Genomic DNA, 18294 nt, shown 5'->3' with positions numbered 1-18294 from the left:
ATTAGCTGGCTAAGCCAGCGCGCTCAAATGCTGCTCGGTCTCGCTTCCGAAGCTCGTCTAGCGTCAAGTACTTGCCCTTGTCGTTGTAGAAGCGATCGAAGTTCAGTTCACCCTTCCGGAAAAGCTGCCCTCGCGTGGGGCCCACTATCTCATCCTGCCGCGCTGCGGATTGCTTGGAAAACCAATCGCTGTAGGGCATGTCGGCCGGGACATAGCCATCCATACTTGCTCGTGTGCCTTCATCTATTTTAAGGCCCTGCAGCTTCAACTCTTCGATCGACTTCAAAATCGGCACAGAGTTTGACCGGCAGTTGAAATGCAGTCGGCCTGGTCCTGCGAGCCACGGCACAGAGTGGCTGATTGGCCTGTGTGTTTCGTTTGTATACAACAGCCCATCGCGGAGGCGGCACGGGGAGCTTGTCCGCGCATCAAGGACACTTAACCACTTCACGCTGGCGATGATATCGCCGTTCGCTTCATAGAATGCGTCGCGTGCGCCCTGAGCCACATGACTGATTGCAGTCCGCACCATCGTCTCGACGTCACGGCGGCTGCGCTGCAGTAGCCCATCTTCAAAGTTGTTATCGCGCAGGCCCATGATCCTGCTGACGATCTGTGGCGTGGTCAGGCCCTCCACAATCCCCATACGGATTGCGTCGCGAATTGCTTCAGCGCGTGCCGCTTCAATATTGGAAAGCCAGTCCTTCAGGAGCTTTCCTTGGAACGGCCGCGAAAACGCGGCGCTTCGTACCTGCTGCAGATTGGCTTGAGCCAATGGGAATTCAGCCAAGACGGCGGCCGGAATCGTTGACTCGAAAAGCTGATGCTGATAACCGAGCTCGTATTCGGCCAGCTCCTCCAGGTCCTGCTCCAGCACTTCGCCAACACTTGCATAGGCTTGAGCATTGAGCTCACGCACTGACTTGAGCACTTCGGCCATGTACCTGACCGTGAAGCGACCTTTGTCCATGCGAGATACCGCAGCTTCCAGCGCTGCGGCTAGCTCCTTGTCTACCCGGTTGAGTAGCGCGACTATCTTGCGTACCTCGGCATTACTCAGCTGCTGCAGGTCAACCTGGTGATTTATCAGCGCATCTTGCAACTTCTCATTCACGGATGGCATCGCTTTTCCCTAACAGCAGCTGCTTCATGCCGGCATTTACTAACCCGATCCAAGTGTCCCGAGCTGCGGCCCCTGCATTGCTATCCGTTCCGATTCCGACTGCCAATCAATATCCGGCGACAAAATCCCACGACGCTGCAGTTCGTTGAACATCGTCTCGTCGGAAATCTTCCCAGCATTCGTGAGCTGAACAAGGGCAGGAATGGATACCTCGGGGACAAAGTCCGGCATAAAGTTTCCATTAACCTCGACGTGGCCGCCCTCATCGACGCCGAGCCAGTCGGCCATGTACTGCAACACCTGATCCAGGAAGTCTTCAAGCTGGCCCGCCATGGTCTCTAGCGGGCTCATCTCTTGGGCGGCTTCTTCCTCGGCTTGTGCGGCAGTCTTGGTCGCCTGCTTCTCCTTCTGCAGGAGCTTGGCGCCAGCAACGCGCATGTCGTCAACGAGGTCTGAGAGCGCATCACGCCCGGCCTCGATGGCCTTGCCAGTGTGCTCAACGAATTTCATATCCCCGTCCTTGGGGATCTTGGTCGCTTGGCTGGTGCCGATTTGAAGTTCGAAGTTGGTATCTTCGACGCCGATCAGCGCCAGCAGTGGCACCCGAGCGACATGCAGGATGTTGTCCTGGTCGCTCTGGCTCTGCCAGTGCTTGATGTTGAGATGTGCCAGCTCCATCAGCGGCGGCGTGGCGGTCATGAAGCCAGTGCGCTTGGTATAGAAAGTGGCGAGCGGGATGTAGTCGAGGGAGGTCGTACCTTCCTGGTGTAGTGTCCACTCGTCGCGGCCACCTGCGCCCTTGGTCTTGCGGTACGTTGCCCAGCTACCAGGCTCAAGCACGCGAATCTGCTCGACCTGCGTCGTGGCAAACACGTTTTCCGGGTCTGGCTCGTCGACGCACTCCATGTAGCGGAACTGCGTGAGCACTTCGGTACCGTTCTGGCTCGCCGACTTCCAGCCGATCACCTGCTTCGGACCCACCAGCACCACATAGGGCCGCACGCCAGCAGCGATTTCCTCGGCGCGGTTGCGGATAGTCGGCTCGCCGTCCTCATTCACCGTACTGGCATAGTCCACCAGCACGTAGCACAGGCCATGCGACAGGCCGATGCTGAAGACGCGCTGGGCCCATACCTGCAGGTTGTCGCCCTGGCTGTCGATGTTCTGTGCGTAGCCAGCGATTTGCTCGGGAACGTCCTCGCCGAGCTGAATTGGCTCCGCGAACACACGGCCGGTCATGTTCTGGACTGTCTCGCTATAGGCCGGCAGCAGTGTGGATACACTCAGACGGCAGCGGTAGGCGTCGTCCTCTTCCTTGGGCCACTTGGGCAAGAACTGCGTGCCCGCGGCGCGCATGGCCTTCGTCCCACCCATCAGCGCATCGACGATGGCCCAGTCCTCGCGCATCGCCAATACTGCCTGGCTGGCTTGGCTCGGGTCGTTGCTCATGCGTTACATCCTGAGTGGGGTAGACGACACTACGGGTCGTACGATCGGGAATTCTTTGTGGATGAAGTAGCCACCCGCATCGTTCGGGTGGTCGTTGCCCTGAGACTTGTCTGGCTCACCGTTCGTGGCCCATACCTGCTGCTCCAGGCAATCGGCATAGGTCGGACAGCGATCCGCATTCACCAGATAGCGCCGCTCGCCCTGCGCATTGCAGAACATGGCGTTCATGGCGTTCACACGGTCTTTCACGGGCGGGTTTGCCTCTGGCGCTCGTACTTTGAATCCGGCCTGCTTCAGCAGGGCGATGTCAGTCACGCTAGCGTTCACCGACTTGCGCGAATCACCGGACGCATCGGGGTAAACGTGGATCTCACAGGTACTGACGTATTTGGTCCCATCGAAGCGCCAGTAGCGCTCTTTGATCTTCTGGATCATGTCTGGCGTGTCGTAGCCATTCATGATCTCGTCGACTGCACGAGGCAGCCCGTCACGCTTCACGTGCGTGATCGCTGACATCTTGCCCACGTTGAAGTCCATGCCGATGTGCAGCTGCTCGCCAGGCTGGTGCACGTCACGGCAGCCGTTCATCTCGCGGCTGTAGGCGTGATAGACCGTGCCCGATGTCAGGTTGACGAACTTGCCTTCCAGGTAGGCCTGGATCAGCTGCTCCGGATAAGACTCCATCAGCGACGGGATGTAGTCCGGTGGCAGGTTGAGCTCGTTGTCGAACGTGCTCGCCTGTATCAGGCCATACAGCTGGGCCAGATGTGGCCTATCCCGCAGCTGCTTCACAAACTGCTGGTGGACGAACTTGAACCCCTCGGGCGTCGTGGTGACGTCCACGCCATTTCGCAGTCCCGGCTCGTTGTAGCGCATCCGGGCAATGATCTTGCGCCATGCGTGCTGTGCTTTGAGCACAGTCAGCACGTCGAGCTCATCGACTAGGGCATGGCCAATCTTGAAGCCGACGATGGTCTGCGGCTTTTCCATCGATCTGCAGATCGTGGTGCTGCGGTACTGCCCACCGGAGTAGAACTCAACTTCCTTGTCGCTTTCCTTCGTCTTGACCCTTAGGCCCCAGTCAAACGCCACTTCCTCGATCGTGGGGAAGAAGATGTCACGGATCTGCGGATAGGTAGGGGCGAAGTAGCCAGAGTTGATTCCAGGCCATTCCCATACGTGCTTGCAGAGCCCGGCGCAGCCAACCCACGTCTTGCCAGAGCCGAAACCAGCTACAAACGCGCGGAACTTGTGCGGCAGGGCAAGGAAGTTACCCTGAGGAACGTTCAGCGTCGGCATCGGGCTTCCTGGCGTCGACGATTGCGACTTCAACTCGGGTTGGCGTCGGCGCATCTCCAGTACCGTCAGCCTTGGCTTGGCGGTTCACATACACGTCGCCGACTTCCTTGGCTGCCTGCTCCAACAACTGGGCGGTCAAGGCGAGGTTTCGCATGTTCTCAGCGCGCTCAGCCATGCGGCCCAAGGCGCGGAGTCTGAATGCCCGGTTGGCAATCGGGATGTCGATGGTTTGCTCACGGAACACCCTTCGGCATTCGTGAAACATGTCTGCCCACTTCTTGCCTAGCCCACGACCAGCGTACTTGGTTGGGTCGTGCGATTCGACCTGCTGGCGTGAAATGGTCAGGCCAAACTCGTTCTTGACTGCCTCGGCAACCTGAGATGGCGTGTCGAAGCAGGCCAGCGCCTGAACGATGAAGGCTTTGGCCTCGCTTCCTAGTGCTGCCATAGGTGTAGTCGTCCGTCAGAACCGGTCAGTTTTTCAGGCCGACTTAAGCAGACAGGTGCCGCAGGCCCTCGCCACGTTGATTTGGGATACCTCTGGACGGCCTTTGGCGGCGTCAAGGAGGTCTTGTACTTCAGCGCTCGCGCCATATCGCCTTACCACGCCCGTGAACTCTTCCACGTCGTGCCCACGGATGGCGATCTTGGGCAGGCCTTCTTTGGTGAACTTGGGCTGGCCGAAGTCATCCAGCGCATGCCCCAGGTGATAAAGCTCGTGCTCGACCAGCGCGCAGAACTCGGCATCACTGCATTGCTCGCAATAGCTAGCAGCCAAGGTAATGAGGAAGTCCGGCACGTAGCCGAACCATTCGGTCATCTGCTGCTCTTGGCGCCCTCGTTGCCAAGGGCCGCAGCGGAACATGACTTCCTCAGCCTGGCCGACAACAGTGTGTCCAGCCTTGGTGAAGGCGGATGAAGCCCAAAGGAATGCAATGTTTGCCTCGACGAGGTGGGCGTGATCCTCGTTGTAGAGGTCGCCATCCTCATCAAGGATGTGTTCTTTAACCCACGCCAGCACCTCAGGCGCGGGGATATAGCTCTTTGGGTGTGAGTCATCAGGACCGAACCGCCCGATGTGCTCTGGCGGCAAAGGTCTCATTTCTAATCACCCTTACTGGGCTGCAATACACTTAGATCAACGTAAGCACCCCACCACAAGGGGATGGACCACGATAGCCTTCCGTGCGGTCGAATAGATGGCTCGGAAATCGCGTGATTTGGTGCCACATCGAATTCCGCACAAAGTGCTTGGACAAGCTCGAAAACGCTGGAAGGCTTCTCGACCCATGGAATTGCCACGATATCAAGGTCACGCTGCAGGGAACCATGCAGGGCTAGGGCATAACCCAGTTGCCTGGCTCGCTCCACCAAGCCAGGATAAACGCCGACTATGTATGCTGGCGCATATGTCGGTTTTTTGTCAGCCAAAGTACTCATCGCGCACTCTTTAGCGCTACTTTAGCCCGCACGCCATTCCGAGCTATGAATGCGGCTATGCGCTCAACATTCGGATGAAATCCGCAAGCAACAACAGCCTTGGGAGCAAACACTAGCGGCCATACCCACCAACGGAAGCGCGCGGTCACGCTCACATTAATTGTGTCGATTATGCTCATGCGCACCTCAAAAGCAAACGCCCAACTTCTCAGCTGGGCGTCTGTGCAATCGGCTCTGGTTTGCTAGGGCGCATCTCGCCCCAACACATTCAAGATACCAGATCGGCTGGAACCCGCAATACACCGTGGCCCTATTTCGGCCTTTGGCATATATGCCGAATTTCGGGCCTCTCCCAAAGGGCTAGTCCGGGCAACGAAAACGCTTTGGCTTGATGCCTTCCAGGCCCTTCGCGATCCATCATCTTGGATTCCACCTTGCCACTGCGCTCCATTTTGGCCAGGGCAGACGATAGCTCGCCACACTCATAGGCGAATTCGAGCATAGCGTTGATCTCGCCCATGAAGAGTGGCCGCGGTGCATTGGTGAGCAACTCGACAATGCGCCGGCTCAGGCCCTCGCCGCGAGGTCGCTTAGGCATGTCCGCCATTCCATCGGGTGGAGAACGTGGTCAGCGCGGTTGCCTCCAGTAACTGGTAGCGCTGCACGCTCATCCCCATTCGCCGTGCCATATGGCCCGGGTCCATCTTCGGGTGCTCGACATAGACAAGCTTCAGCAGCGCGCGCTGATCTACTGGCATGCCGCGAATGATGTCCTCTGCAGCCTCTGCCACGAGCTGGTCATAGCGCTCCCGATTGCGTACCTCTTCGTCCGAGTCGTGCTGATACCGGCAGAGCTCACGCGAATATCGGGATTCGATGCTGTGGCAGGTCTTGCGCCAGCTACCGTAGTCAACTGACCAGGCTGCCCAATGCCTCAGCGCGGTGAGCGGCGCCGCACGTGATGGCACGGGGTTCCTGCGGCTGATTCCTGCGATCGATTGCAACATGGTCATGCCTCCTGAAACAGTGGTACTTGCGCGAGGGATCGGATTAGTTGGCAGGCTGCCTGCAGGTCCATCGTCGTCGTGCCGTGGTCTGGCTCGTAGATGGCCGGGGCTACGTCATGTAGGCGAACGACAGCGCGCCATGGCTGGCGTGACTGGCGATAGAACAAGATCGGGCGGCACTTTGCTGTATCGGCCTGCCTCAGTGTCTGAGCCCACCATGAGCCAAGCTGCAGTGATTCCTGCCGCTTGCACTCAATCGCCCAGCCAGCAACATCGAGCGTGTCACAGCCTTTCTCTCTGGTCTGGGTCAGGTTCCGCTTTACGGCGATGCCCAACTCTTCCTCCAGCAGCCCGAATAGCTCGCGCTCTGCCGCAGCACCTTTGCGTCGTTGCATCGTGCTCATTGGCGCCCCCTCAGCGATTCCCAGTGCCTGCGCTCGTAGCTCCAATGCATGAAAGCAGTTGAAGGAGTTTTCCCCCACGCCGTCGCAGTGCCTGATGCATCACATCGCCATGTCTTGGAGTAACGGTCCCACTTGATCCGTGGCTTCATGCCTGCCCCCAGTCGAGCGACTTGCCCGTCTTGTTCCATTGACGTTCGCGCGGCCTTGTGTCGCCAGGATCAATGCCGAGGATGGTGCAGATCCTGCAGAAGTCGGCCAGCGTCAGCCCCTCGTGTGCGTCGGTCTTAACGAATCTCGACAGCTGCTCAGGAAGCATGTCGCTGTCGTCATCGACAATGGCGTAGTCCGTCACATCTGGATTTGCATCGAGCCAAGCCTTGATTTCCTCGCCACGACGACCGCTCTCGCTTCGAGGTGTTTCCCCGGCGAGCTCAAAGCCCATTGCGCGCTCGATGTCCCGTTGCTCACAGAAAAGTCGCCACGTCGTAGAAAGCACGATTGAAACGCCAGCGCCCCGCAGGTTGCGGATCAGCTGCAACGCTGTCTGGTCGAACATCCCAACTTGGTCCAGTGACAGCGGATATCCACCAAACGCCGTCGCGGTTTTGATGCTGTTCAGCACGCCATCGAAATCAAGAAACAGGACTTTCACTTTTCGCCCTCCCACAGCGGCACGTTATTTCTCAGCGCTTCCCCATGAAGCGCGTGGCAAACAATCCTGTCGTGGATTAGCAGCGATCGGGCGTGGTGGTAAAGCGCCTTTCGTTTTGCCGCCTTGCCGGGAAGTGCCGACCAGCGCTGATAGAAGCCATGCGCTATTTCTGATGCGTAGAAAGCCATGCACCGAATGGTGAATACGCTAAATCCAGGGTCTTCGAATTGGGTTGTCATCTCGCCCCCACAAGGTTCTGCCGCACCAGCACGCGCAGCGTTTCAACGATGGCTTGGTTCATGCGCGCGCGGCGTTCTTCGCGCGTCAGATCCCTGCCTTGGTCAATCTCGGAATGGCAGGTGGGGCACAGCGCCGCAGTGAGGCAGTCGTCTACCTTCTGGCTCTTGCCCTTGCCTTCGTTGCGGTGTGCGGCCTGCACTTGGCACACGCAGCCGCAGAGCACGCAGCGGTCAATGGATCGAACAGCATCCAGCCACGCGCTTGAGCGAACTGGCGCGCGCTTCTCGACGGCGAATTGGCCGATCTCGCCGTAGGTAGCACTTGCTGCGATCTGCTGTGCGGAGCGCGGGGCGATTTTGCTAGTCATCGCTTTGCCCACTCCATGGCTTGCCGGGCATCGTCGCCCCACATCACGCCGTGCTCAGCCCCGAATGCCTGCGCCAGCTCGATCAGCTCGCACATCTCGGCCACGGTCATCCTGCTGGTACTCATGCCCAAGGCCACGAAGCCGGCGCCATCAATGGCGGGCACTACGCGCATCTTCTGCAGCGCAGCGGTGAGCACATGTTTCCAGTCCTCTTTGCTGAGCTTCTGGCCGTGCCAGTTCACTTGGTCGGCGATGTCGGTCAGCACACTCCAGAGCTTGGCGTTCTGGTCGATCGTGCGCGTGCATGGCCGGATCTCGACCACCATCGGCTTGCCATCACCAGGACGCAGCTGCGCTACCGCATGCATTGCGTTGTGCTTGATGTGGTCTGTGTGGCAGATGAATTGCTGTTTCATGTTCGCGCCTCCCGATACCGCAGCACCAGCGCCTTGATGTTCTCGGCGCGCTCCGGCTGCTCTTTCTCAAGTTGCTGAATCCACTTCCTGCGCGGCTCGAGCTTGTCCAGGCCGCGAATGGCCCAAGCTATGCACTCGTCGCAGTCGAGGCTTGTCGTGGCGTGGCCGCATGGGCGTTGGCGTTTCATGCTGCCTTCTTGCCGCGCTGGCTTTCCCAGGTGAACGGCACGAACTCGCCGCCATCCTCGCGCAGCCGGTCGAATACGCGCTCACCGAGGAAGGCGCGGCACTCGTCCACGGTCAAATTGGTCAGCATCAGCGTGGATTTGCGCTTCTCGTAGCGCTCGTTCAGCAGGTCGAACAGGATCAGCTTCTCGTTCTCGCTGCCGGCCTGTACGCCCACCTCATCGAGGATCAACAAGTCCGGCTCTGCGTAGTGGCGCACCACTTCCGATTCACTCAGCTCGCTATCGCGGCTCCAGGTGTCGCGCACTGCCCTGATGTAGCGCTGCACAGTGGTGAACGCGGCGGATCGGTTGTAGCGATGCATGATCCGCAGGGCGATGCCAACAGCTAGATGCGTCTTGCCTGTGCCTGCCTCGCCACTGAAGATCGCGCAGCGGCTCGAGCGGCCCTGCTCAAACGCCGAGGCGAATGCGGTAGCGAACTCCAGCGCATGGCGTTGGCCATCGCACTCCACGACGTAGTTGGCGAGCGTGCGATCCTGAAAGCGGTCAGGGATGGCAGCGTGTTGGATCTTGGCTTCCCAGCGCCGGCGGCGGTCACGCTCCTCGGCCTCGAGGCGGTCACGCTCCTGCTTCTCGGCGTGTTCGCGCGAGCACTCCGGGCACTTGCTCCAGATGCCAGAACCTGAGAACGGCATCGCGAAGAAGGTGCTTGTGTAATCCCCATGGGTCTCGCAGTGAGCCTGGCGGGATTCGTTCTGCTTGTCGCTCACAGCTTGCCTCCTTGGCCGTAGTCGCGGCGCTGCCCGTCGTCGTAGCTGGGGTTGGAACTCTTCGCTGTAGCTCGGCTGGCTGGGGCAGATTGCGCACACCAATCGGCGTTAAAGCCCTGCCAGCCCCGTGCCATGGCCATGCATACGCCAGCTTCCGGGGTAAGCCCAGCCTTCTGGATTTCGGCTTTCAGCCCATCCCAGGCTCTTGGCGTCAGCTGGCTGCGTTTTCGTTTGCGGTAGGCAAGCCACTCAGCGGCAGTCTGCTCGGCGAGGCCGTCAGCAATCAGATCGGCCAGAGATACGAGCGTCGTGCTCGCTGGCGAGCGCGTAGTCTTTTGTTCTTTATCTGGCTTATGGCTTATGGCTAATGGCTTATGGATAGCCGTGTCCGTACATGTGACATCACGCGTACCGTCACCACCTGTCACGCGTGACAGGTCTGTACGCAACTCGTGTGTTGGCGTGTCGTACGCCGGAATCACGCCGTGTTCACGCAGCTTTGCGAATAAATCCCGGCGTTCGTCACGGTGACGACTCTGTCTCTCGCGCTCGTTGTCACGGCGTGCGTCACGCTCGGCCTGGCTTTCTTGCGCAGCTTGGATCTCAGCGTCGCAACGCCTTTGATGCCAGACGCAGTCCTCTAGTACGAAGAACTCATCCAGCACGTTTTGTAGTGCTGCGCGCTCCTCTTCGGTCCTTGCACCCACCAGGCGAGCCGACTGCGCTTCGGGGATGCCGGACTCGCGGGTGTAGTAGACGTCCATCAGCCGGACGTACACCCCGTGCTCAAGCAGGGACAGGTGGCCTGCGTCCTTCATGTAGTCGCCAATGTGGCGCTTGTAGAAGTTCATGTCCGCCTCTCAGAAGTGGAAATCGTCAAAGCGCGGCCAGTGGACTGGATCTGCTTCTTGCGCAAAGAAGGTGCCGACCCGAGCTTGAATAGCTGCCGCTTCCTCCCTGTAGATCTCCTCCTGAAACTCGCTTTCACCGTCGAATGTCATGCAGTAGTTCTCTGCACGGTCACGTAGACACTCAATGAGCCGGGAGAAACTCACTTCGAAGAATTCTCTCGACTCGTTGACGCGCTCTTCCGCAAACAAAGAGTGAATCTCGTGCTCAACCTTCAACGCCTCGTCGACTTCGATGTAGAAGAGGAGGTCAAAACCCATTGGCGCCGCGGTAGCAGCAGACAACTCGCGACAGCGCTGCATAGGGGCACGATCGGTCATGCCTACCTTGTAGATGCCAGGCATGCAGGCGTTGCCAAGCACATAGACGAATCCGTAGCTCACGCCACCACCTCCCAACGATCGAGACGGCCAGCCAGGACGCGGCGCACCCTGCCTATGGATTCCAGTCGCCACAGCGAATGGCGCGTGCTTTCGAAGAAATGGCCAGCGGGTATATCGCGGCCTGAATGCGCCTGCTTCCCACGAGCTCTGGCTATGGCGTTGATACTCATCGGCTCGCTGGCCTGGGCGAGGATCGCCAACACAGACTTGTCGATGTCTTGATCCTTCGGCGACGACACTGTCTTGTGACCGAATGAGCGTTGCAATTCGCGCAAGGTATGAGCCAACGGATTCACAGCAAGCCCCCTTGAGCCTTCAGCTGCTCGAGCTTCTGAATGCAGCACTGGCGCGTTTTCTGCAGGTGCTCCACCTCTTCGGTGTCACCCGTGCTCAGGTAGTCGTCGATCAGCCCGTCGCATTGCTGGATCTCGTCGCGGAGGCTGCGCATGTGGAGTTGGTAAGCGACATCGCTCATCGCACCAGCTCCCACAACTTGGCACCGAACACGTGCGGCGGATGATCAGCCGTGCAGTCACGCATCTTGCCAACGGCAACCAAACGCAGCACCGCATGCTTGGCGCCGGTCACGCTGCAACCCACATACTCGGCAATGCCGCAGAAGGTCAGCGGCTCATCCGCAGCGCGCAGGCCTTCTAGCACTAGGGCATCAACACGATCCGAGCGGCGTTTATGATGGACATGCAGCGCTGAAGGCATGCCCCCCCCCGTCGTCGCAAGATGCTTGCCATGTAGCCGGCTTGGCCAGCTCACGCATGGTATGAAGCAGGGCATTCATCGCTCACCCCGCGGCCAGTAACGTTTCTCGAAGTCCACAACCAGCGGGTGCTGATCGCCCAGCAGCGCGCGGTTGGTGTGGTAGGCCTGCAGCTCTTCCGGGGCGCAGCCCAGCTGTGCAGCCTGGATGACGAGGCGAGCGGCGGATTCGTGGTGCAGCGGCAGGGACATAACCACCATGCCGAGCACTGCAGAGCGTTCGGTGGTGATGGTCATTGCAGCGACTCCCCGGCCGGCGTGGTCAGCTCGACGTGCTCAGCTTCGCCAAGGTGGATGGCCTGCATGCTCATCAGCCCTTTCAGCGTGCGGGTCAGCTCGTGGATCGCTTCAGAGATTTCGACGATGGCCACACCAACGTTTGCTTCGCTGTGGTTGGCGACAAGCTGGGCAATCGCGGTGGTTGCCTCGTTGGCTTCTTTGATCGTTGCCGCCCCAAGCTGCGGAATCGACAGGCCACCGAGGTCAACGCGGGTATCCAGCTCGACATGCATACCGGTGCCGCAAAGCAGCTCGTTCATGGCCGTGAGGCGGCTGTCCATGGGCAACCAGCTCAAAATCGTCGGGATGAAGTTCGCTGGCAGGCTGCCTTGCTCACGGTCCTCGTCCAGCCAGCGGAACAGCTTCTCGGTGTGCTTCTTCTGATCCTTCCATGCGTCGCCAGACTTGGTGAAGACCACGCCGGATACCAGATCCAATCCACTGCTCTCGTGCAGCTCGATGATCTCCATCGCAACTGCAGCTTGCTTGAGGTGTCTCTTGCGCATTTCCGCACGTACTGCGTCGTGCAACACACCAATCACACTCTTCGGGGAATCGTGCCGCATGATTTCTCTCCATCAACGCGGTTACAGTTGCGATCACCGGGACATCAGCCCCGCAGATCAACGAGTGACGCAGACCCGCACCGGCCTATGAGACCGATGCAGACCGAACAGCTAGATCAAGCAGCCTTTTTGGCGGGCTTTTTGCGCCTACCGGATCCGGCGACCACCGCGAGTTCGGGCCATCGTCGCAACCAATCGTCTGGGCGCAGATCTCGCCGCCGCACAGCGCCACCACTTGCGCGCTCAATGTCGACACACAAAATCGAGCCGGGCATACGGTGGCCGTTGGCAACCAAGGTCAGATAACCAACCGAACTCCCGACCTGGGTCGCGAACAACTCACGCCCCATCTTGTCGAGACCGAAAAAGTAGGATTTGAAGGCTGTGCTCATGAACGAAGGATATCAACTGATATCCGACAAATCAATATCATTTGAAGGCTTATCAAGCGATACGACAGACGGCGATCATCTCTGGACTATGCAAATCCAGCAGATTCGCCACGCCAACCTTGTAAAGCTGCTCAACGAGCGATTCGATGGGGTTATTGCTCAGCTCGCGAAGGCGAGCGGGAAGGACAGGAACTACGTTCGCTTCCTCATCTACCCGGAGAAGCCGGGCGGCAGGGCGATGGGTGAGAAGCTGGCCCGAGAGATCGAAACCGCTCTAGGGTTGCCAAGTGGGTGGCTTGATGTTCATCCAGAAGACCATGAGCAGGCAGGACATGCCGTTGCAAAAGTGGTGAATTTGGGCGCGCCAGTTCAAACGCCACCGCGCCCTGTTCGCGTAATTGACAACATCGATGAAGCCGATCCAGAACATGGAATCTTCGAGGTCCCGCGTTATACGCTTCGCGCCTCAGCTGGAGAAGGTGAGCCGGTACTAGAGATCGACGAAGCCGGAACGCCCAATTTCTGCCGCAGCGCTTGGGCCAAGCGTGAAGGACTTCAGAAGGAAAAGCTGTTCAGCATAGTTGCCAAAGGCGACTCGATGGTTCCTACGATCCCGGACGGCGCCAGCATCATCGTGCACAAGCAGAAACGCGTGGTGAGTGGCCGCATCCACGTGATCTGCCGCAATGGTGAGTGTTTCGTGAAGCGGCTGTACGCACAGCTTGATGGATCACTGCTAATAAGGTCTGACAACGCAGCTGCCTACAAGGATGTCACCCTGCAGCCTGATGAGCTGGAAGATGTTCACGTTGTTGGCCTGGTAGTGTCCGTATCGTTTAACGTTTAGTCCCGCCCTTCTCGCACCGCCCCAACCCGCCCTCGTGGCGGGTTTTTCATTGATGGCAGTTTTGAGCTGCAGAAACCGTTCGTCGGCGACGATATCATTTTGTAGCAAACGATATCAAAAGGACTTGCCCATGTAGATATCGTTTGATATCTTTCACTCAACAGCGCAACACACCGCGCACTGCTCTTTAACAACCCGGCACAACAAACCCCAGCAGCCGCTGCACCGATGCGCGCCGAGAAGCCCTGGAAAGGCGGACCGACGATGGCCGTCGCCTTAATCGCAGAGGACGTGCAAGCAGCTGGGCCCCGCGTGGGCGCGCGGTAATACGCCCCGAGTTGGCAGGCCACCGTAACGAGGCCTGCGTCCAGCAGTAGACACGATTGCTGCAGTTTCCGGTTCTCACGAGCCGGGGCACTTAAGCCGTTTCATGGTGAGGCGGCTTAAGTCCTACCCACACGCGCTAGCAGTGATGCGGTGCGTTTTCTTTTGCCCTTATTCGGAGCAACAAAATGGCAGCACGCAAAAAGAAGGCCGTGCAGGAAGAAGTAATCACGTCATACAAGGGTTTCGATGCCAACTGGCAATGCCGCGGGTTCCAGTTTGCGGTGGGCGGCAAGTTCAAGCATGACGGCGAGGTCAAAGCCTGCGCCTCGGGCTTCCATGCCTGCGAGTACCCGCTGGATGTATTCAAGTACTACTCTCCAGCTGGATCAAAGTTTGCAGTCGTGTCGCAATCGGGCGATCTGGCGCGCCATGCCGACGACTCGAAGGTCGCAAGCAAAAAACTGGAAGTAAAAGCTGAGCTGTCGATCGCTGGGCTGGTCAAGGCTGCAATTGAGTTTACGACCAGCAAATGCCTGCCGATCGATCCGGAATCTCCAGCCAGCAGCACTGGCTACCAAGGCGCAGCCAGCAGCACTGGCGACTACGGCGCAGCCAGCAGCACTGGCTACCAAGGCGCAGCCAGCAGCACTGGCGACTACGGCGCAGCCAGCAGCACTGGCTACCAAGGCGCAGCCAGCAGCACTGGCGACTACGGCGCAGCCAGCAGCACTGGCTACCAAGGCGCAGCCAGCAGCACTGGCTACCAAGGCGCAGCCAGCAGCACTGGCGACTACGGCGCAGCCAGCAGCACTGGCGACTACGGCGCAGCCAGCAGCACTGGCTACCAAGGCGCAGCCAGCAGCACTGGCGACTACGGCGCAGCCAGCAGCACTGGCGACTACGGCGCAGCCAGCAGCACTGGCGACTACGGCGCAGCCAGCAGCACTGGCAAGCACGCGGTGGCTCTCGCTGCAGGACGCGAAGGCCGTGCCATGGCTACGGAGTCCGGCGCGATCGTCCTGCTCTACCGAAACGACGATGGTGAGATCGTGCACATCCGTGCGAGCAAGGTCGGAGAGAACGGCATCAAGGCGAACGTTTTCTACATGCTCAACGCTGATGGCGAATTCGTCGAAGCATGATCAACCCGCTGGCCTCCAGCGGCAGCTATGTGCTCCACATCCCCCTAAACGTTGACGCGAAACAGGCGGGGCGCATAGCTGCCGGTGGGGTGCCCACCATGGAGAAAGCGCGACATGGCGCCGCGTAATGCCGCCTGAAATCACCGGAGTAGAGCCATGAAGTAGCTATCTCGGCAGTTTCAGACCAATCCCGCCGTCGCGGACGGCCCGCTGTGGATTGCAGCGGTGGTGTGTGTGGTGAATGCGAGGGGGCAATTGCCAAAGTCCCGACCCGCTGCGGCCACCACACACACCACCGGTGCGATTCGCACCACTTCATCTCCATCCTCCTCTGGCCCCGGCACGTCCGGGGCGTCTTTTTGGAGCTTCCTATGCCATCCGTTTGGGTTGACGTAGACGCCTGCGAAATCCTGCCTGAGCTGAGTGATGAAGAAATCATTCATGAGCTGGAGCGGCGCGGGAAAGAACATCTCGCTTTCAACAGCGATGTCAGCGACGAAATTGAACAGTTGTTCGTTGCCCTCAATGGCGGTAACGACCAACAGATCCGCAGCATTGCCCGTGAAATTGTTTACAAGACACTCGGAAGGATTGCGCCATGAAGCCACAGGAATTTCCGCCAGAGCTTGGCGCGGTGTACGACGCCATCTTTTTGGGCACTAAGGATCTTCAGGCAGCCAACGACGCAGCGGATCGCGCTGAGCTGCTGAACGAACTCGGCCTGCTCGTCCGCGAAGGCCGTGTGCAGCTCACGGACAGCGCGGATGAAGGCGCGAAGCGGGTGTTTGATCGGCTCCGGGAGATTGAGCAATGACGATGACTGTTAAAGCGCTGATCGAGGAATTGCAAGCGATGCCAGCGCACTGGGTGGTTAACCACGTTGCCTATGTCGAGCAAGGCAATGGTGATGTGCTGTTGTTTAGCGAAATGGGCGACGAGCTAGTGCCCGATAGCCGCGTGCCCGGCCTTTATTCGGGCGAAGACGAGGACGAGGGGGAATAGCCATGGGTGCATTTGCGGTATTTGGAGTCACGCACGAGCTCGCCCGCGAGAAGGCCGAAAAGCTCGTAGACAAGCGGCGAGCCAGTAGCAAAACACCATGGACTGCCGATTTCTACCTCGTCGAGCTTGCCAAGGAAACGCAAGCGCAGTTCGAGAAGATGAAACCGCTTCGCTGTAGCCCCGAGTATGACGCGCCACAGTTCGCCAACGAATGGAAAGAGCTGGCGAAGAACGTGAAAGCGCGCGATTTGCAGGTTCGTTGCTGGGATGTTGAGCGCGATGAGACTGGAGCAGAAATCCGCAACCCCAAGAATGGCCGCCTGAAATATCGCTGGCAGCCGTATCGGGAGCAAAGATCATGACCACCTGCTACTGCGGCGCCACGGACTGCCCGTCGTGCCACCCAGAAAACGTACTGCGCCTGCCACGGCGAGGTTACGTCGATCAATCCGATTACGAAGAACACCTGATCCAGCAGCACGTCGAGCAGCGCCTGGAGCAGATCAGCGACGACTGGGAGTGCAGCAAGACCACCAGTGGTGTTGATGTGTTGATGGGCCTGATCTACGAGCCGGGCGATTACCAGCTGGAAGCCAGCGTAATAGCAGCGGCCCACGCCGGTGACCTCGAAGGCGCCAAGGCTGCAGCAGACAAGCTGCTCGGCAATCTTGCGCACATCGAAGCGCGGAACCGGGTGGAGAAGATGATTGAAACGTTAGCGAGGAGTGCAGCGTGAGCAAGCACACACCGGGGCCGTGGCGTTGGGAATTTAATGAGCGGCACAAAAGCGTGGATCTCGTCGGCGGGCGCCCGCAATACGACCTGATTGTTATGGATTTTGCCCGGTGGGGGATGGGAGGGGCGGTAATCCGCCTGCGTGACCTTTCTGAACACGGCATGAACATCATGCACCGCGCGTGCGACAGGCCAGATTGGATTGAGCCATTCCAGGGCCGGGAACACCACGCGGATTGGTGCGCAAACATCAATCACGCAGATGCGCGGCTTATCGCAGCTGCCCCTGAGCTGCTGGATGCTGTACGCGCGGTTGAGGACGCCGCTGATTACATGGACTTTGATCCTGACAGCCGCTTTGGCCAAGCCCTTGCCGAGATTCGCGCCGCAATCGCCAAAGTAACCGGGGGGGGGCAGCATGACCCCGGCCCCGAACGAAGCAACGCAATCCTTCCAGCACGCAGACGACCAGCTGTATTGCGACTGGGTACAGGAGATGCGCGAGCGTGGCGCCATGGTGACCGCAGATGTGCGGGATGGCGTGCCTGTTGTGATGACGATTCAGTGAGCTGAGCCATGACACGAGACGAACAGATCGCCCGCGCTGCGATTGAGGCGTGCGCGAAGGTATTGGCCCAGCGAGTGGCCGGATCCAACTCGAAATACTGGCGCGATGTTCTTTTCGCCAAGCTCAAGCCCGCCGCCATCGTGGCGAGCGTGCCGCAGGCGGCGGCCGAATTTCCTGCATTCGAGGGCTCGAAAACTGGTCTGCATGAACCGTGGAAGAACCCGCTAGCACCAATCGCCGAGAATCTGGAGATTGCCGACGGGGCGATTGCATTCCGCGATGGAGTTATCGCTAATCTGCGAGCACAGCTTGCAGAGGCCCAGCAGCCGGCCACCAGCTCGGGTGCGCCGGAGATGCCGGAGATTGCACAAACCGAAGTTGTCCGCATGGCGCGGGAGGCCGGCATGCATGGCTTCATCTCCGACGTGGTTACAACGCTCGACGAGCTTTACCAATTCACATCGCTGGTGTGCACCGAGCGCGACCGCCAGTGGCGGGCGCTGCGGGAGAAGGATCGGGAGGATGCGGCGCGGTATCGGTGGCTAACGCAGTACGCATACGTCGGTGAGTGCTACACGGAGGTCGGCATGGTTTTGGAGATTCAGAACTGCGATAGGGAGGTGCCAAGCATCGGTTCCGGCGCGTGCCTGCAAGGCCGCGAGCGTGTAGCCGCCGCCATAGACGCCGCCATAGCACAGGAGCAGAAACGATGAACCCCATCACTCTAGCCCGCGCAGCCTGGCACTGGCTGTGCATGCAATGGCACACCGGCGAGCTGAACCACGCCATGGCCATCGCATTGGAAATCGAGCACAACTACCACGAGGACATCATCACCCTCGCAAACCTGATGCTGCCCGCCGACGAGCACATGGAGCACCGCGCGCACTTGAACGAGCTGCACGCTGCGTGCGTATCGATGAACAACGGCAGGCGCCGACGACATACCGCAATGCTCAAGTGGCACCAGTCGCAGCTGAGCAAGATTCACTCACCACAGGCCGCATAAGCGGCC

The 18294-nt window shown here is 59.3% G+C and carries 31 protein-coding genes and 1 pseudogene; 11 read left to right on the top strand and 21 right to left on the bottom strand.

Annotated features, from left to right (window positions below):
* Position 1: 1 nt before the first annotated feature.
* The 21 genes from FLM21_RS15760 to FLM21_RS15665 all read right to left on the bottom strand — a co-directional run bounded on the left by FLM21_RS15760 (position 2) and on the right by FLM21_RS15665 (position 12658).
* Positions 2 to 1123, bottom strand: coding sequence for a putative phage head morphogenesis protein (locus FLM21_RS15760; RefSeq protein ID WP_148716481.1), 1122 nt, complete (start codon positions 1121 to 1123; stop codon positions 2 to 4).
* Positions 1124 to 1162: 39 nt separating this feature from the next.
* Complete coding sequence (locus FLM21_RS15755) at positions 1163 to 2572, bottom strand: DUF4055 domain-containing protein (RefSeq protein ID WP_148716480.1); 1410 nt, start codon at positions 2570 to 2572, stop codon at positions 1163 to 1165.
* A 3-nt stretch (positions 2573 to 2575) separates the two neighbouring features.
* A complete protein-coding gene (locus tag FLM21_RS15750; protein ID WP_148716479.1) occupies positions 2576 to 3871 on the bottom strand; it encodes a terminase large subunit domain-containing protein in 1296 nt (431 codons plus the stop codon).
* The gene (locus FLM21_RS15745; RefSeq protein ID WP_148716478.1) at positions 3843 to 4319 is read right to left on the bottom strand and encodes a DUF2280 domain-containing protein; all 477 of its coding nucleotides are present in this window, start codon (positions 4317 to 4319) and stop codon (positions 3843 to 3845) included. Before FLM21_RS15745 ends, FLM21_RS15750 begins: the two co-directional genes overlap by 29 nt.
* 33 nt (positions 4320 to 4352) lie before the next feature.
* Positions 4353 to 4973: a putative metallopeptidase gene (locus FLM21_RS15740; protein ID WP_148716477.1), complete on the bottom strand. Its 621-nt coding sequence runs from the start codon at positions 4971 to 4973 to the stop codon at positions 4353 to 4355.
* Between the two features lie 928 nt (positions 4974 to 5901).
* Positions 5902 to 6318, bottom strand: coding sequence for a hypothetical protein (locus tag FLM21_RS15735; protein ID WP_148716476.1), 417 nt, complete (start codon positions 6316 to 6318; stop codon positions 5902 to 5904).
* A 2-nt stretch (positions 6319 to 6320) separates the two neighbouring features.
* On the bottom strand, positions 6321 to 6722 hold the full coding sequence (locus FLM21_RS15730) for a putative PDDEXK endonuclease (protein WP_148716475.1): 402 nt from the start codon (positions 6720 to 6722) through the stop codon (positions 6321 to 6323).
* Between the two features lie 145 nt (positions 6723 to 6867).
* Positions 6868 to 7374, bottom strand: a complete 507-nt coding sequence (locus FLM21_RS15725; RefSeq protein WP_148716474.1) for an HAD domain-containing protein — start codon at positions 7372 to 7374, stop codon at positions 6868 to 6870.
* Entirely contained in the window at positions 7371 to 7562 is a 192-nt protein-coding gene (locus FLM21_RS15720; protein ID WP_148716473.1) for a hypothetical protein, read from the bottom strand. Before FLM21_RS15720 ends, FLM21_RS15725 begins: the two co-directional genes overlap by 4 nt.
* Before the next feature lie 47 nt (positions 7563 to 7609).
* Complete coding sequence (locus FLM21_RS15715; RefSeq protein ID WP_246120742.1) at positions 7610 to 7981, bottom strand: hypothetical protein; 372 nt, start codon at positions 7979 to 7981, stop codon at positions 7610 to 7612.
* On the bottom strand, positions 7978 to 8397 hold the full coding sequence (locus FLM21_RS15710; RefSeq protein ID WP_148716472.1) for a recombination protein NinB: 420 nt from the start codon (positions 8395 to 8397) through the stop codon (positions 7978 to 7980). Before FLM21_RS15710 ends, FLM21_RS15715 begins: the two co-directional genes overlap by 4 nt.
* Positions 8394 to 8585, bottom strand: a complete 192-nt coding sequence (locus FLM21_RS15705; protein WP_148716471.1) for a hypothetical protein — start codon at positions 8583 to 8585, stop codon at positions 8394 to 8396. The genes FLM21_RS15710 and FLM21_RS15705 overlap by 4 nt, the downstream gene beginning before the upstream one ends.
* Complete coding sequence (locus tag FLM21_RS15700) at positions 8582 to 9355, bottom strand: ATP-binding protein (RefSeq protein WP_148716470.1); 774 nt, start codon at positions 9353 to 9355, stop codon at positions 8582 to 8584. The genes FLM21_RS15705 and FLM21_RS15700 overlap by 4 nt, the downstream gene beginning before the upstream one ends.
* Complete coding sequence (locus FLM21_RS15695; protein ID WP_148716469.1) at positions 9352 to 10206, bottom strand: YdaU family protein; 855 nt, start codon at positions 10204 to 10206, stop codon at positions 9352 to 9354. Before FLM21_RS15695 ends, FLM21_RS15700 begins: the two co-directional genes overlap by 4 nt.
* Before the next feature lie 9 nt (positions 10207 to 10215).
* Complete coding sequence (locus FLM21_RS15690) at positions 10216 to 10647, bottom strand: GIY-YIG nuclease family protein (protein ID WP_148716468.1); 432 nt, start codon at positions 10645 to 10647, stop codon at positions 10216 to 10218.
* Positions 10644 to 10922, bottom strand: coding sequence for a hypothetical protein (locus tag FLM21_RS15685; RefSeq protein WP_187359932.1), 279 nt, complete (start codon positions 10920 to 10922; stop codon positions 10644 to 10646). The genes FLM21_RS15690 and FLM21_RS15685 overlap by 4 nt, the downstream gene beginning before the upstream one ends.
* A 17-nt stretch (positions 10923 to 10939) precedes the next feature.
* The gene (locus tag FLM21_RS20890; protein ID WP_187359931.1) at positions 10940 to 11095 is read right to left on the bottom strand and encodes a hypothetical protein; all 156 of its coding nucleotides are present in this window, start codon (positions 11093 to 11095) and stop codon (positions 10940 to 10942) included.
* A 23-nt stretch (positions 11096 to 11118) separates the two neighbouring features.
* Positions 11119 to 11364 carry a hypothetical protein gene (locus FLM21_RS15680; RefSeq protein WP_148716466.1) on the bottom strand — a complete coding sequence of 82 codons (246 nt, stop codon included), beginning with the start codon at positions 11362 to 11364 and terminating at the stop codon, positions 11119 to 11121.
* Between the two features lie 75 nt (positions 11365 to 11439).
* Complete coding sequence (locus FLM21_RS15675) at positions 11440 to 11658, bottom strand: hypothetical protein (RefSeq protein WP_148716465.1); 219 nt, start codon at positions 11656 to 11658, stop codon at positions 11440 to 11442.
* Positions 11655 to 12266: a toxin YdaT family protein gene (locus FLM21_RS15670; protein WP_505636845.1), complete on the bottom strand. Its 612-nt coding sequence runs from the start codon at positions 12264 to 12266 to the stop codon at positions 11655 to 11657. Before FLM21_RS15670 ends, FLM21_RS15675 begins: the two co-directional genes overlap by 4 nt.
* Positions 12267 to 12382: 116 nt before the next feature.
* Positions 12383 to 12658 (bottom strand): transcriptional regulator, encoded by a 276-nt coding sequence (locus FLM21_RS15665; RefSeq protein ID WP_222846712.1) that lies wholly within the window; start codon positions 12656 to 12658, stop codon positions 12383 to 12385.
* Between FLM21_RS15665 and FLM21_RS15660 the strand changes: the two genes are divergently transcribed.
* The 11 genes and pseudogenes from FLM21_RS15660 to FLM21_RS15620 all read left to right on the top strand — a co-directional run bounded on the left by FLM21_RS15660 (position 12657) and on the right by FLM21_RS15620 (position 18288).
* The gene (locus tag FLM21_RS15660; protein WP_148716463.1) at positions 12657 to 13505 is read left to right on the top strand and encodes a S24 family peptidase; all 849 of its coding nucleotides are present in this window, start codon (positions 12657 to 12659) and stop codon (positions 13503 to 13505) included. The genes FLM21_RS15665 and FLM21_RS15660 overlap by 2 nt on opposite strands.
* Positions 13506 to 14017: 512 nt before the next feature.
* Positions 14018 to 14974, top strand: a complete 957-nt coding sequence (locus tag FLM21_RS15655) for a DUF7666 domain-containing protein (protein WP_148716462.1) — start codon at positions 14018 to 14020, stop codon at positions 14972 to 14974.
* Between the two features lie 371 nt (positions 14975 to 15345).
* Positions 15346 to 15576 carry a hypothetical protein gene (locus tag FLM21_RS15650; protein ID WP_148716461.1) on the top strand — a complete coding sequence of 77 codons (231 nt, stop codon included), beginning with the start codon at positions 15346 to 15348 and terminating at the stop codon, positions 15574 to 15576.
* On the top strand, positions 15573 to 15788 hold the full coding sequence (locus FLM21_RS15645) for a hypothetical protein (protein WP_148716460.1): 216 nt from the start codon (positions 15573 to 15575) through the stop codon (positions 15786 to 15788). Before FLM21_RS15650 ends, FLM21_RS15645 begins: the two co-directional genes overlap by 4 nt.
* On the top strand, positions 15785 to 15976 hold the full coding sequence (locus FLM21_RS15640) for a hypothetical protein (RefSeq protein WP_148716459.1): 192 nt from the start codon (positions 15785 to 15787) through the stop codon (positions 15974 to 15976). Before FLM21_RS15645 ends, FLM21_RS15640 begins: the two co-directional genes overlap by 4 nt.
* 2 nt (positions 15977 to 15978) lie before the next feature.
* Entirely contained in the window at positions 15979 to 16338 is a 360-nt protein-coding gene (locus FLM21_RS15635) for a hypothetical protein (protein WP_148716458.1), read from the top strand.
* Positions 16335 to 16712 carry a hypothetical protein gene (locus tag FLM21_RS15630; RefSeq protein ID WP_148716457.1) on the top strand — a complete coding sequence of 126 codons (378 nt, stop codon included), beginning with the start codon at positions 16335 to 16337 and terminating at the stop codon, positions 16710 to 16712. The genes FLM21_RS15635 and FLM21_RS15630 overlap by 4 nt, the downstream gene beginning before the upstream one ends.
* A pseudogene (locus FLM21_RS21765) lies at positions 16709 to 17110 on the top strand (XkdD/Y8K6 family phage-associated protein); the annotation flags it as partial. The gene FLM21_RS15630 and the pseudogene FLM21_RS21765, both read left to right, overlap by 4 nt.
* A 19-nt stretch (positions 17111 to 17129) precedes the next feature.
* Positions 17130 to 17279, top strand: a complete 150-nt coding sequence (locus FLM21_RS20885; RefSeq protein WP_187359930.1) for a hypothetical protein — start codon at positions 17130 to 17132, stop codon at positions 17277 to 17279.
* 8 nt (positions 17280 to 17287) lie between these two features.
* Positions 17288 to 17992, top strand: a complete 705-nt coding sequence (locus tag FLM21_RS15625; protein ID WP_148716456.1) for a hypothetical protein — start codon at positions 17288 to 17290, stop codon at positions 17990 to 17992.
* Positions 17989 to 18288 carry a hypothetical protein gene (locus FLM21_RS15620; RefSeq protein ID WP_148716455.1) on the top strand — a complete coding sequence of 100 codons (300 nt, stop codon included), beginning with the start codon at positions 17989 to 17991 and terminating at the stop codon, positions 18286 to 18288. Before FLM21_RS15625 ends, FLM21_RS15620 begins: the two co-directional genes overlap by 4 nt.
* The last annotated feature ends 6 nt before the right edge of the window (positions 18289 to 18294 follow it).

Origin of the sequence: Chitinolyticbacter meiyuanensis, assembly GCF_008033135.1 — a bacterium.
Lineage (GTDB): Bacteria > Pseudomonadota > Gammaproteobacteria > Burkholderiales > Chitinibacteraceae > Chitinolyticbacter > Chitinolyticbacter meiyuanensis.
The sequence above is the reverse complement of the archived record's forward strand: the minus strand, read 5'-3'. Positions and strand labels throughout refer to the sequence as shown.